The sequence below is a fragment of the Lipingzhangella halophila genome (assembly GCF_014203805.1).
GTDB lineage: Bacteria > Actinomycetota > Actinomycetes > Streptosporangiales > Streptosporangiaceae > Lipingzhangella > Lipingzhangella halophila.
Genome location: NZ_JACHJT010000001.1, coordinates 1969368 through 1982115, shown reverse-complemented (window position 1 = coordinate 1982115; position 12748 = coordinate 1969368). Strand labels below are relative to the sequence as shown.

Annotated in this window: 13 protein-coding genes; 8 read left to right on the top strand and 5 right to left on the bottom strand. The window is 71.1% G+C overall.

Translation table 11 applies throughout. The features are described 5' to 3' along the window. Positions 1–287: 287 nt before the first annotated feature. The 3 genes from hisF to hisH all read right to left on the bottom strand — a co-directional run bounded on the left by hisF (position 288) and on the right by hisH (position 2524). Positions 288–1061 carry an imidazole glycerol phosphate synthase subunit HisF gene (gene hisF / locus F4561_RS08965; RefSeq protein ID WP_184576585.1) on the bottom strand — a complete coding sequence of 258 codons (774 nt, stop codon included), beginning with the start codon at positions 1059–1061 and terminating at the stop codon, positions 288–290. Next, positions 1058–1789, bottom strand: coding sequence for a bifunctional 1-(5-phosphoribosyl)-5-((5-phosphoribosylamino)methylideneamino)imidazole-4-carboxamide isomerase/phosphoribosylanthranilate isomerase PriA (priA, locus tag F4561_RS08960; protein WP_184576583.1), 732 nt, complete (start codon positions 1787–1789; stop codon positions 1058–1060). Before priA ends, hisF begins: the two co-directional genes overlap by 4 nt. Before the next feature lie 90 nt (positions 1790–1879). Then, a complete protein-coding gene (hisH, locus tag F4561_RS08955; RefSeq protein WP_184576581.1) occupies positions 1880–2524 on the bottom strand; it encodes an imidazole glycerol phosphate synthase subunit HisH in 645 nt (214 codons plus the stop codon). Between the two features lie 237 nt (positions 2525–2761). On the opposite strand from hisH, the gene F4561_RS33640 reads away from it, so the two are divergent. The 5 genes from F4561_RS33640 (at position 2762) to F4561_RS08930 (ending at position 5519) form a co-directional block, all read left to right on the top strand. After that, entirely contained in the window at positions 2762–2938 is a 177-nt protein-coding gene (locus tag F4561_RS33640; RefSeq protein ID WP_184576579.1) for a hypothetical protein, read from the top strand. Further along, positions 2905–3258: a Scr1 family TA system antitoxin-like transcriptional regulator gene (locus F4561_RS33635; RefSeq protein WP_221445416.1), complete on the top strand. Its 354-nt coding sequence runs from the start codon at positions 2905–2907 to the stop codon at positions 3256–3258. Before F4561_RS33640 ends, F4561_RS33635 begins: the two co-directional genes overlap by 34 nt. Positions 3259–3272: 14 nt before the next feature. Beyond that, positions 3273–3458, top strand: coding sequence for a DUF397 domain-containing protein (locus F4561_RS08940; RefSeq protein ID WP_221445415.1), 186 nt, complete (start codon positions 3273–3275; stop codon positions 3456–3458). A 23-nt stretch (positions 3459–3481) separates the two neighbouring features. Next, entirely contained in the window at positions 3482–3769 is a 288-nt protein-coding gene (locus F4561_RS08935) for a DUF397 domain-containing protein (RefSeq protein ID WP_184576573.1), read from the top strand. A gap of 361 nt (positions 3770–4130) precedes the next feature. Then, a complete protein-coding gene (locus tag F4561_RS08930) occupies positions 4131–5519 on the top strand; it encodes a dicarboxylate/amino acid:cation symporter (RefSeq protein WP_184576571.1) in 1389 nt (462 codons plus the stop codon). Positions 5520–5561: 42 nt separating this feature from the next. Here F4561_RS08930 and F4561_RS08925 read toward each other — a convergent pair whose 3' ends face one another. Together F4561_RS08925 and F4561_RS08920 are read right to left on the bottom strand one after the other, a co-directional pair. After that, a complete protein-coding gene (locus F4561_RS08925) occupies positions 5562–6182 on the bottom strand; it encodes a TetR/AcrR family transcriptional regulator (RefSeq protein WP_184576569.1) in 621 nt (206 codons plus the stop codon). 81 nt (positions 6183–6263) lie between these two features. Beyond that, a complete protein-coding gene (locus tag F4561_RS08920; RefSeq protein WP_184576567.1) occupies positions 6264–7622 on the bottom strand; it encodes a short-chain fatty acid transporter in 1359 nt (452 codons plus the stop codon). Positions 7623–7893: 271 nt separating this feature from the next. Here F4561_RS08920 and F4561_RS08915 point away from each other — a divergent pair, with 271 nt between their 5' ends. The 3 genes from F4561_RS08915 (at position 7894) to F4561_RS08905 (ending at position 12659) form a co-directional block, all read left to right on the top strand. Further along, positions 7894–10488 (top strand): molybdopterin-dependent oxidoreductase, encoded by a 2595-nt coding sequence (locus F4561_RS08915; RefSeq protein WP_184576565.1) that lies wholly within the window; start codon positions 7894–7896, stop codon positions 10486–10488. Positions 10489–10600: 112 nt separating this feature from the next. Beyond that, positions 10601–11548: an FAD binding domain-containing protein gene (locus F4561_RS08910; protein ID WP_184576563.1), complete on the top strand. Its 948-nt coding sequence runs from the start codon at positions 10601–10603 to the stop codon at positions 11546–11548. A gap of 85 nt (positions 11549–11633) precedes the next feature. Then, the gene (locus F4561_RS08905; protein ID WP_184576561.1) at positions 11634–12659 is read left to right on the top strand and encodes a hypothetical protein; all 1026 of its coding nucleotides are present in this window, start codon (positions 11634–11636) and stop codon (positions 12657–12659) included. Positions 12660–12748 lie beyond the last annotated feature (89 nt).

The following is a 12748-nucleotide window of genomic DNA, read 5'->3' as shown; positions in this document are numbered from 1 at the left end:
CGCCGCCGGGGTTCTGGAGGGTCCGCAGGTGGGGCGCCCGCGACCGGCGGAGCCGATTGGGCGCCACACCGGAGGCGCCCGAAGGTTCCCGGCCTCCAGGCGCCCGACCCGGCGAGCGCCAGCGAGCCCAAAAAAACAGGTCGGGCGCCGCCGGGGTTCTGGAGGGCCCGCAGGTGGGGCGCCCGCGACCGGCGAAGCCGACCGGGGCGCCACACCGGAGGCGCCCGAAGGTTCCCGGCCTCCAGGCGCCCGACCCGGCGAGCGCCAGCGAGCCCAAAAAACACTGCCTAACGAACCGGGTGGCCGTGCGCCTTCAGCTCGGATTTCACGTCGTCGACGGTGAACTCCCCGAAATGGAACACGCTCGCCGCCAGAACGGCGTCGGCGCCCGCCTCGATGGCCGGGTGGAAGTGCTCGACCGCGCCCGCGCCGCCGCTGGCGATCAGCGGGATACCGGTAACGGCGCGCACGGCGCGGATCATCTCCAGGTCGAAACCGGTCTTGGTGCCGTCGGCGTCCATCGAGTTCAGCAGGATCTCGCCGGCGCCCAGTTCGGCCGCGCGGGCGGCCCATTCGACGGCGTCGATGCCGGTGCCGCGGCGTCCGCCGTGCGTGGTGACCTCGAAGCCGCTCGGGGTGGGCTCCTCTCCGGCGGGGACGCGGCGAGCGTCGGCCGAGAGCACCAGCACCTGGCTGCCGAACCGGTCGGCGATCTCGCGGATGAGCTCCGGTCGTGCGATGGCCGCGGTGTTCACACCGACCTTGTCGGCGCCGGCGCGCAGCAGCGTGTCCACGTCGTCGGTGGTGCGGACGCCGCCGCCCACGGTGAGCGGGATGAACACCTGCTCGGCGGTGCGGCGCACAACGTCGTACGTGGTCTCGCGGTCGCCGCTGGAGGCCGTGACATCGAGGAAGGTCAGCTCGTCGGCGCGGCCGGCGTCGTAGCGCCCGGCCAGCTCGACGGGGTCACCAGCGTCGCGCAGGTTCGCGAAGTTCACCCCTTTGACGACGCGCCCGGCGTCGACGTCCAGGCACGGGATGACGCGGACGGCCACCGTCATCGGGCGCTCACCGCCTTCAGCGCCTCTTCAAGGGTGAACGCCCCTTCGTAGAGCGCGGTGCCCATGATGGCGCCCTCGACCCCCAGGTGTGTGAGGGAGGCGATGGCCAGCAGGTCGTCCAGGCTGGACACGCCGCCGCTGGCGACCACCGGGCTGTTCGTGCGCCCGCACACCGTGCGCAGCAGGTCCAGGTTGGGCCCCTTGAGCGTGCCGTCCTTGTTGACGTCGGTCACGACGTAGCGGGCGCAGCCCTCCGCGTCCAGCCGGTCGAGCGTTTCCAGCAGGTCACCGCCGTCGCGGGTCCAGCCGCGCGCGGCCAGGGTATCGCCGCGCACGTCCAGGCCGATCGCGATCCGGTCCCCGTGCTCGGCGATGATCCTGGCGCACCATTCGGGGTTCTCCAGGGCGGCCGTTCCGATGTTCACCCGGGTGCAGCCGGTGGCGAGGGCGGCGGTCAGCGACTCGTCGTCGCGGATCCCGCCGGAAAGCTCCACCTTGGCGTCGACCTTGCCGACGATCCTCGCCAGCAGGTCCCGGTTGTGTCCGCGGCCGAAGGCCGCGTCGAGGTCGACCAGGTGGATCCACTCCGCGCCGGCGTCCTGCCAGCCCAGCGCCGCCTGGACCGGGTCGCCGTACTGGCCGCCGGAGCCGGCCTTGCCCTGGACGAGCTGGACGGCCTGGCCGCCCGCGACGTCCACGGCGGGGAGCAGTTCGAGAGTGGAGGGCATGAGTTCAGTGACTTTCCAGTAGCGGACGGGTGCGCTGCTCGGTGGACCGGCGCGCGTGTGCGCGGAGCGCGCGGGCGGAGCGGCGCCGGGTCACCGCGCCTCGACCATAGCGACCCAGTTGGCCAGCACCCGCGCGCCGGCGTCGCCGGACTTCTCCGGGTGGAACTGGGTGGCGCACAGTGGGCCGTTCTCGACGGCGGCCACGAAGGGGGCGCCATGCGTGGCCCAGGTGACCAGCGGCGGGGCCATGCGCGGGCTCGCGGGCTCAAGTTCCCAGCGCAGGGCGGCGTAGGAGTGCACAAAGTAGAAGCGCTCGTCCGGGGCGATCCCGGCGAACAGCCGCGACCCCTCGGGGGCGTCGACGGTGTTCCAGCCCATGTGCGGAACGATGTCGGCCCGCAGCCGCTCGACGGTGCCCGGCCACTCGCCGCACCCCTCTGAGGTGACACCGTGCTCGATCCCCTGCTCGAACAGCACCTGCATGCCCACGCAGATTCCGAGTACCGGGCCGCCCCCGGCGAGCCGCTTGCCGATGACGCGCGGACCGCCCACCTCGCGCAGCCCAATGCTGCACGCCTCGAACGCGCCGACACCGGGGACGACGAGACCGTCGGCGTCCAACGCGGCATGCGGGTCGGCGGTGACGGTGACCTCGGCACCGGCCCGCTCCAGGGCCCGCTGCGCCGAGCGCAGGTTTCCCGACCCGTAGTCGAGGATCACGACATTCGCGCTCACCTGATGCGCTCCCCTACTCAGCGACGACGCTGCCCATCCTATGCGCTGAGCACGCGGCGCCCGGCCCGCTGGCCCACGACGGACCGCCAGTCCGGCACAGCCGCGCCTCGCGCACGGCGATGACCTCGCCGCCCACATGCCGGGTGGGGAGGTCGTCACTGTCCAGCGAGAGCCACAGCGTGGGATCGGTGCCGCGCGGCTCGCCCTTCTCCGCGACTTCTTCCGAAGCTCTTCCACGTGACCGGCGACGAGGCCAAGCGGAGCCAAGAACTGGCCGCAGCGGCCAGGAAAGTCGCGCAAGCGGACATCAACCAACTTGTTGGGGGTCGCCTGGAGCGTCAGACCGTCCTCGGGAGAAAGAACCCGCCAAATCTCGACTCGTGCTGGGCGAAGCAGCACTACGGCGCCGAGTAGGCGGCACGGAAGTGCGCATGAATCAGCTTGCGCACCTTCGCAGCTTGTGCCGGGGAGCCAACATCACTCTTCGAGTCCTCCCGTTTACCTCTGGTGGGCACGCCTCCTTGGGAACCTCGTTCACCCTGCTCAGGGTGAACGAGATAGACGCTGATTATGCCTATCTGGAGGACCTCACCAGCGCGGACTTCTGGGACCGGCCGCAACACACCAGCGTCTACCAACTCGTATTCAACCGCCTGCGGATAGCCGCACTGGGCGAGCGTAAGACGATTGAACCGATAACCAGTGCTGTCCGAGAACTTAAGTGGGCGACCTAATGCGCGGTCCAGAGATGTCCCCGAACCAGTGGCGCGAGAGCAGCTGCAGCGCAGCCGTGGACAACCGCGTCGAGGTCGCCGACCTCCCCGGCTCCGTCGCCGTCCGCGACTCCAAGCACCCCACGCGCCCCCTGCTCAACTTCGGCAACAGTGCGTGGGCATCGTTCATCAGGGGCATCAAGAAGGAGGAGACTCTCTGAGCGTTCTCCGTCAGGAGGAACCGATGCTTACCCCAACTCCGCCCCACAGCAGTGAACAGTGGCGCACCTCCTCGTACAGCGGCCCCAACGGCGCGTGCGTGGAGGTGGCGAGCCTGAACGACGCCCCTGCGACGTCCACGGCGTGGCGTACGTCCTCCTACAGCGGCACCCAAGGCGAGTGCGTCGAGGTCGCCGGCCTCCCCGCCTCCGTCGCCGTCCGCGATTCCGAGTATCCCGCCCGCGGCCGGCTCAGCTTCCCGCGCGCCGAATGGGCCGCGCTCATCGCCGGCGTCCGCGGCCGGGAACTCTGACCCCCACGAACCGCTTCGGGCACGCGCCCCCGGGCCGGGCGCCGACCCCCCGGTCGGCCCGCGGGCACACCGGCCCCCATTCGACACGCGCGGTGACCGGATGAGCACCCCACCCGATAACGGGGAATAAGTCCGGAGTGCTGGAAATTGTCCATGTTCGTGGCGAATCTTTGGAGCCTTACCCGGCGGCGGCACGTGGATCTGTGCCGGCTCACCATTCACGCGTGTCACCGGGGCTGACAGGCCGTCTTCACGTGCCGCCCCGGCCCGCCGTTCCGCGGTGCCGGGACCTCTCGGTCATCCCCGATCCCCGAACACCCACGGGCACATCCTGCCCGCCTCCTGATCCTTGGAGTCCCCCGTGTTACGTGCGCTCCGGCGTGTCCCCTTTGCCGTCCAGGTCCTTATCGCCCTAGTACTCGGTGTCGCTCTCGGCGCCCTGGCCCGCTCCATCGGCCCGACCGGTGAGGACGTCGACCCCAACTGGCTCGGTGTCACTCTCGACACCATCGGCTCGACGTTCGTGACCCTGCTCATGACGATCGTGCCGCCGCTGATCCTGCTGGCGGTCGTCTCCTCCATCGCAAGCCTGCGCAACGTCACCAACGCCGCCCGGCTGGCCGGCCAGACACTGCTGTGGTTCTGCGTCACCGCGCTGATCGCCGTCGCCATCGGCATGACCCTGGGGTTGAGCATCCGCCCCGGATCCGGTGCCACGGTGAGCGCCGATCCCGATGCCGCCAACAACATCAGCGAAGGCTCGTGGCTGGCGTTCCTCGACGGGCTGGTGCCCGCCAACTTCCTGGGTCTGCAATCGGAGGTCACCGACGACGGCGGCGCTCTCAGCGGCGAGCTCTCCTTCAACGCGCTGCAGCTCATCGTCATCGCGATCGCGATCGGTGTGGCCGCCGTCAAGGTCGGAGACCGGGCCGAGCCGTTCCTCGCGTTCACCCGTTCGGCCCTGGACATCGTGCTCAAAGTGCTCTGGTGGATCATCCGGCTCGCCCCACTGGGCACGGTCGGGCTCCTCGGTAACGCCGTCTACAGCCACGGGTGGACCACCATCGGCGCGCTGGGCAGGTTCACCCTGACGATCTACATCGGTCTCGTGCTGGTGCTGTTCGTCGTCTACCCGGTGCTTCTCCGGCTCAACGGGCTGGGCGTCGGCAAATACTTCACCGGCATCTGGCCGGCCGTCCAGCTCGGTTTCGTCTCACGCTCCTCGATGGGGACCATGCCGGTCACCCAGCGTGTCGCCGAGACGAACTTCGGTGTGCCCCGGCACTACGCGTCGTTCGCCGTCCCGCTGGGCGCGACCACGAAGATGGACGGCTGCGCCGCGATCTACCCGGCGGTCGCGGCGATCTTCGTGGCACAGTTCTTCGGGGTGGACCTGGCAATGGTCGACTACCTGCTGATCGCGTTCGTCTCGGTGATCGGCTCCGCCGCCACGGCCGGAACCACCGGAGCCACCGTCATGCTGACCCTGACGCTGTCCACCGTCGGCCTGCCGCTTGAGGGCGTCGGCCTGCTGCTCGCGGTCGACCCGATCCTCGACATGGGGCGCACGGCGGTGAATGTCGCCGGACAGGCGCTGGTCCCGGCGATCGTGGCGAAGCGCGAGGGCATCCTCGACATCGAGCGCTACCGGGCGCCGCGCGGGCTCGACGGGTTCGTCAGCACCGACCCCGGAGAGAGCGGCACCGAGGCCCGCGATGGGCAGGAGGAACCTGTGTCCACCGCTTCATGACAGTCCTTGACGAGGGCGGCCCGCCACACCAGCGGGCCGTCCTCACGCCTCCAGGCCGGCGACCAGCTCGGCGACCAGGCGCGTCAAGGCGTCGTCGATGTCGAGGCCCTTCGCGGTCAGGTGACCCGAAATTCCGAAGGTGATCAGGCCGTGCAGGGCCGACCAGGTCAGGATGGTCATGTCGTGCACGTCTCCGGGGCGGATCTCGCCGGCCTCCTGGCCCTCGGCGATGATGGTGTGCAGGAAGCCCAAGCCCTCGGGTGCCACCTCTGCGAGATCGCCCTTTTCGACGTGCATGCGCTCGCCGAACATCAGCAGGTAGTGCTCGGGCCAGGCCAACCCGAACCGGCCGTAGACGCGGAAACCGCGGCGCAGCTTCTCGGGGGTGGTCATCGGGGTGGCCGACATCTCGGCCCGCAGGTTCTGGAAAAGCTGCCGGAACGTCTCCAGCAACACCGCCGCGAGCAGGTCGTCCTTGTCCTCGAAATGCCGGTACGGCGCGCTGCGCGACACCCCGGCGCGCTCCCCCACCGCACGGAGGGTCACCGCCGCTTCGCCGCCCTCGGCCAGCAGTCGCGAAGCCTCCGCCACAAGCCGTTCCCGGGTTCCTCCTCCCGACGGGCCGGGAGGGCCCTCCTCACTCCCACTCTGAGCTGCGGACATGCGAAGACCTTACTACGGGCCGATAGGGCGCCGGCACTCGATCCCGCGGGCGGTTGGCCGCGGCCGCCGCACGGGGGCAGGTCAGCGCAGGAATGTGATGCTCAGGCCCGCGACCACAATGGCGAACACCATTACGACGGCGCTGTAACCGAGGACCTGCCCGGCCCGCAGGCGGGTGAGGGCCAGCAGCGGCAGCGCCCAGAACGGTTGCAGCCCGTTGGTGAGCTGGTCGCCCATCGCGACGGCCATTACGCCGGTGCCGGGGTTGAGCCCGAGTGATTCGGTGGCGCCGATGACGATCGGGCCCTGGACCGCCCACTGGCCGCCGCCCGACGGCACTGCGAGATTGACCAGGCACGCGCTGATCATGGCCCAGAACGGGTAGCTGAACGGGGTGGAGACCTCGACGAACCACTGGGCGATCATCTCCAGCAGCCCTGAGTGCTCCATCATCCCCATGATTCCGGCGTAGAACGGGAACTGGATGATCACCGCTGACGCGCTTTTCGCTCCCTCGGCCGCCGCGGCGGCGTAGCTGGCGAGGGTCCCGTGCAGCCCGATTCCCACCACCAGGAACAGGAAGTTCAGCAGGTTCAGGTCCATGCCCACGATGCCCTCGCGCAGCAGCTCGGGCACCAGGAAGACCAGCCCGGCCACCGTCACGAGCAGGGCCGGGATCCGGCTGTGCATCAGGCGCTGCGCGGGCGCCATACGCTGGGTGTCCGTCTCGGTCGCAGTGGTGCCCGGGCCGCCGCCCGCCGACCGGTCCTGGTCGAAGCTCTCCGTGATCTCCTCGCACTCTTCGGTGCGCGGGTGCATGCTCAACAGCAGCAGCGGCCCACCGATCAGCATCGCGGCGAGGAACACCAGGTTGAAGGGCTGCAGGATGGTCTCGGAGAGCGGCAGTGTTCCGATCTCGTCGGCCAGGAAGTGGTCGGGGGTGTTGACGAGCAGCGGTCCCGATCCCGACAGGCCGCTGTGCCACACCATCAGGCCGAGGTAGCCCGAGGCGGCGAGCAACGGGAAGTGCACCTTGATGCCGCGCTCCCGGCACGACTGGGCGATCCGGACGGCCATCAGCGCACCCGAGATAAGGCCCAGCCCCCAGTGCACCATGCCCATGAGTCCGGCGAACAACGCGGTCAGCGCGTACGCCGACCGCGGTCCGCGGGGCAGTGAGGCGATCCAGGCGATCCCGCGCCCGACCGGCGGGGAGTTCGCGAGGGCGTACCCCGTGACCAGCACCAGCGTCATCTGCATGCCGAACTCAAGCAGGCCCCAGAAGCCCGCGTACCAGTCCTGGACGAGCTGGTACGGCCCATGGTCGGTGAGGAAGAGCCCGGCGACGTAGACCAGAACCGACAGCGCTATCGCGAACACGAACGCGTCGGGGATCCACCGCGTGCTGAAGTTCGCCAGGGCGTTGCCGATCCTGCGCATACGTCCCTCCGGTTAGGCCGCGGCCGACGGCTCGTGGCTGTTCGACCGTTCCTGGGCCCTCGGTTTCAGTGGTCGCGAACGAGTGTGACGCGCCTTACACGAGAAGATCAAGATCATGGACCCACCACTGGCCGCCGGACACGCGCGTCGCCCACCAACCAGTCAGGGTTGACGACGTCAACATCGCCTCCTATCGTGGCGCCATGAGCGGAAGTTGACGCTGTCAACGTCGACGTCGCTCCGGTGGCGCCCACTGGCAGGGAGAAACACGATGGACATTGTCGTCAACGGCGCGGCGACCGAGGTCAGCGCTGAGCCCGACACCACGGCCGTCGAGGTGGTGCGCGAGGACCTCGACCTCACGGGCAGCAAGCTCGTCTGCGGAACCGGCGTGTGCGGGGCGTGCACGGTCCTCGTGGACGGCTCCCCCACAGCCTCCTGCCTGCTCCCGGCAACCGCGCTGGCGGACCGCACGGTCACCACGGTCGAGGGACTCGGCGGCACGCACCCCGCGCAGCGGGCGTTCGCCGCACACGACGCCCTGCAGTGCGGCTACTGCACTCCCGGGTTCGTCGTGGAGGCCGCCGCGTTCGTCGACCGCTGGCGCGCCGAGCACGGCGATGTCGCGCCGGACCGCGCGGCCATCGCCGATGCCATGGCCGGCCACCTGTGCCGGTGCGGTGCCTACGAGGGGATCTACGCCGCCGTCGCCGCCGCCTGCCGCGGCGAGCACGACACGGAGGCCGCGGAGGCCCCGCCCCGGGCCGATGCGATGCGCAAGATCACCGGCGAGGCCCGGTACGCCACCGACGCCTACCCGGACGGCTGCCAGGTCGGAGTGATCGTGCGCGCGACCGTGGCGCACGCGCGGGTACGCGGCATCGACAGTGGCGGTGCCCCGCTCGTCGAACTGCTGCCCGAGGACCGCACGGTGCGCTACGTGGGACAGCCGGTCGCCGCCGTCGCCGCGTCCTCCCGGGCCAAGGCGCTGGCGGCGGCCGACGCGGTCACCGTCGACTACCAGCCGCTTACCCCGGTCCTCGACCTGGACCGCGCGCAGGAGGACGGCGCGCCGGTGGTGTATCGCAGCCAGCGGGAGCAGCGGGCGGCCCCCAGCAGCTCCGAAGGCAGCACACTTCCCGGCCGGTGGTTGGGCAACCTGCGCCGCTCCACAGTGGGGAACTGGCGCTCGGGCACCGCGGTCCGCCGGCTGCGCGCGGCGGCCGGCCGTGGCGACCCGAACCTGGTGACCGCCGAGTTCAGCACCTCGGTCCAACTGCACACCGCCTTGGAGCCGCACTCCTGCGTCGCCGAGTGGGACGAGCACGGCGCGCTCCACCTGCGCGTCTCGACCCAGACCGTCGGCGTTCTCGCCGAAGAGGCGGCGAAACGGTGGGGGCTCGTGCCCGGACAGGTGCACATCATCTCCGAGTATGTCGGCGGCGGGTTCGGCGCGAAGTCCGGCCTGACCTCGGAGACCATCGCGGCGGCCGAGCTCGCGCGGACCGTGCGCGCCCCCGTGCGAGTGGTCCTCGACCGCTCGGAGGAACTGACCGACACCGGCAACCGCCCCGGGACCCGCGCCCGGCTCGCCCTGCTCGCCAGCCCTTCCGGTGACCTCGCGGCGCTGAGCATGGACGTCTACGGCGACGGGGGCACCTCCGTCTCCTCCGCCGTCGCCGCCCTGGCCCGGCTCATGTACGGAACCGCGCCCCGGCGGCTGCGGGACTTCGACATCACCACCAATCGCCCTCCCGGCAACCCGTTCAGAGGCCCCGGCGCGGCACCGATGCTGTGGGCTCTGGAGCAGGGCGTGGACGAGATGGCCCACCGCCTGCGGGAGGACCCCATCGCGCTGCGCCGGCGCTGGGACGGAAACCCGAAGCGGCACGCGCTCTACGACTGGGCCGCGGCCCTTCCCGCGTGGCTGGAGCGCCCTGCTCCGGGCGCGGGAACGGGACGCTACCGCCGGGGAGTCGGCGTCGCCGCGGCCAACTGGCAGTACCTGCTCAACCCGGGCACCGAGGTGGAGGTGACCGCCGAGCAGGGCACGGTCGTGGCACGCACGACGACCCAGGACATCGGCACGGGCATCAGGTCGGTGATCACCGATGTCCTGGCCGACGAGCTCGGCCTGCCGCCGGACCGGATCCGGGTGCTCATCGGGCGCAGCGGGGCGGTGCACGGCCCGCCATCGGTCGGCAGCCAGACCACACCCTCCGTGGGCCCGGCCGCGAGCGACGCCGCCCGCAAGTTGCGCGCCGCCCTGCAGGAACAGTTCCCCGAGACACCCCCGACCGGCCCCGTACCAACCGAGACGCTCGACATGGCGGACGGTGTGCGGGTGGTCGGCAAGCGCCACCGCGACCGCAAGGGCTACGTCACACCGTTCTCGTTCGGCCCGGGCATGTCCCTCGGCCGAGGCTTCACCGGCGCCGTTCACGTCACCGAGGTCGAGGTGGACACCCGGCTGGGCCGGGTCCGGCCCACCCGGGTCTGGGCGGGGATCGCGGCGGGGCGCATGTACTCCCCGCGGCTCGCCCGGAACCAGTGCGAGGGCGGCATCGTCCAGGGCATCGGCTACGCCCTCTACGAGGAGCGGCGCGTCGACCCGGGCACCGGCGTAGTACTCACCGACAACCTGGAGGACTACCGCATCCCCGGGATCGGCGACACTCCCGAGACCGTCATCCACTTCCACGAGGACGGCTGGGAACACGTCCAGGGCGGCGGTGTGGGCATCGGCGAGATCTCCACGATCGGTGTCGCGGCGTCGGTGGGCAACGCGGTGCACAACGCGACCGGCTGGCGCCCGCGCGACCTTCCCATCCGCCCCGACCGGGTGCTGCGGGGGCTCGGCGCGTGACACCGGCACCGACACCTCCGGTTCTCCATCGCGGCGGAGCACCGCCCCACTTCGCGAGCCGTCCGTTCTCCTCCCCTGCCTGGCGGCGGGGGCGTCCACGTAAGGGAATCCAATGACCGCACCAACCACAGTCAACGCCGCGGCGCAGGCGCTGCACTCGCACGGTGGGCAGCCGCGCGCCGGAGGCACCGACGTCGTCTCCCTGGCCCGCGCGCGCCGCACCAACGGCCCCTACGTCGACCTGCACCGCCTGGCCGAGCTGCGTGGCGTCACGCTGCGCGCGGACGGCTCGGCGCTGGTGGGTGCCACGACCACCATCGCCGAGGTCGCCGCCGACCCCACCCTGCGCGCGAGCTACCCGGCTCTGGCGGCCACAGCGGGCGCACTGGCCACCCCGCAGGTCCGCGCGGTCGCGACTATCGCCGGGAACCTGCTGCAGCGCAACCGGTGTGTCTACTACCGCAACCCGGCGTTCTCCTGTTTCCAGAGCGGCGGTGACACCTGCCCGGCCCGCGAGGGCGACCACCAGCACGCCGCTGTCATCGACCAGGGCCCCTGCGTGGCTCCGCACCCGTCCTCAATGGCCGTCGCACTGCTCGCGTACGGGGCCACCGTGCACCTCGCCGACGGCGACCCGGTACCGGTGGCCGACCTCTACGACGGCGCCGACCCGACCCGCGACCACCAGCTCGATCCGGGCCAGCTCAGCACCGGGATCGAACTGCCCGCGCCCACCCCCGGTGAGACAGCCGCGCACCACCGCGCCACCGGCCGGTCCCGGGCCGAGTGGCCGCTGGTCGAGGTGGTGGTGCGGATCGCACGCTCGGGCGGCGTCATCAGCGAGGCCGTGGTGGCGGCGGGCGCCGTCGCGCGCAGCCCGGTCCGTCTCACCGAGGTGGAACGAGAGCTGGTGGGGAGCCCGGTCACCGCCGGCCCGCCGGCCGCGGCACTGGACAGCGTCGCCGGCCTGTGCTCCCCGCTCCCGGAAACCGGGTACAAGGTGGAACTGCTGCGCGCGACCGTCACCGAGGCCCTGGAACGCGCTATTGACCAGCCCTGAGGCGTGCCGCAACCGCTTGGCCGCGGCACGGTAGCGCCATGGGTCCGGTACCGGTGACCTTCGCGAATCGCCTTATAATCCGCGCGTGGTCTTCTCGCGAATCCGTAAATCCGTCCGGGCGATGAAGAACCTCACGGCGGTCGAGGACGCGCTCCCTCCTGACGACTCCGTGGTTCTCGACGCCGACTACGACGACCCGCCTCTGGTCGACGCCGTGCACGCGGCATGGGGCGGCGACTGGTCCCGTGCCGGCCGCCTCCTGAACGCGACACGCGAGGGCCCCGACTGGGAGCTGCGCGCGCACCACATCGCGGAGCTGGCCGAGGCGGCACTCGACGAGGACGGCTGGTTGCGCGACTGGCACGCGCAGGCGCCGGACGACCCCAATGTCCTGGTGGTCCTCGGCGAGTACCTGATCTACCAGGCCTGGGAGCAACGCGGCGCCAAGTACGCCAGGTACACCTCCGAGGACCGGTTCGCGGGATTCCGGCACTACCTCGGGCAGGTCGAGCCGGTGCTGCGGCGCGCGATCGCCGCCAACCCGGCCGACCCCGCACCGTGGGCGAGCATGATCACGCTGGCCATGGGCAGCCCCGGGGGCCGCCGCAATCTCTACGACGAGGCATGGCGCCATCTCGCCCGGCTCGACCCGCTGCACCGCGGCGCGCACTCCCGCGCACTGCAGTTCGTCTGCGAGAAGTGGCACGGGTCGAACGACGAGATGTTCCGCTTCGCCTACCACGCCTCCGACTCCGCACCTACCGGGTCGCCGCTGCACACCCTGCCGCTGTGGGCCTGGATGGAGCTGGACTGCAGGGAGGACGGCCGGGTCCTGGAGTCGGCGGGGGCGCGCGAGGCGGTCAACCGCGCCCTGACCGTGTGCCCGCCCGACGCCCCCGCGACCTACCCGCGCGACCGCGCCGACCGCAACCTGCTGGTCCGCACGCTGTTCGTGCAGAACCGGCACACGGAGGCGTTCGGCCAGCTCCAGGCCCTGGGCGTGCACGCCACCTCCTCGCCGTGGAACATCTACGGCGCGCAGGACCCTCGTGAGGAGTTCATCACCTTCCGCGGGGCCATCAAGCTCGCGGTCGCCGAGGAGATGCCCTGACAGCTCGCCGAAGGATCGTGCCTCCAACTGCCGCGGGGACGACCCGCCGGCGTCACGCGGACGCGCTTTTCCCCGGAACCCGTGTCGGC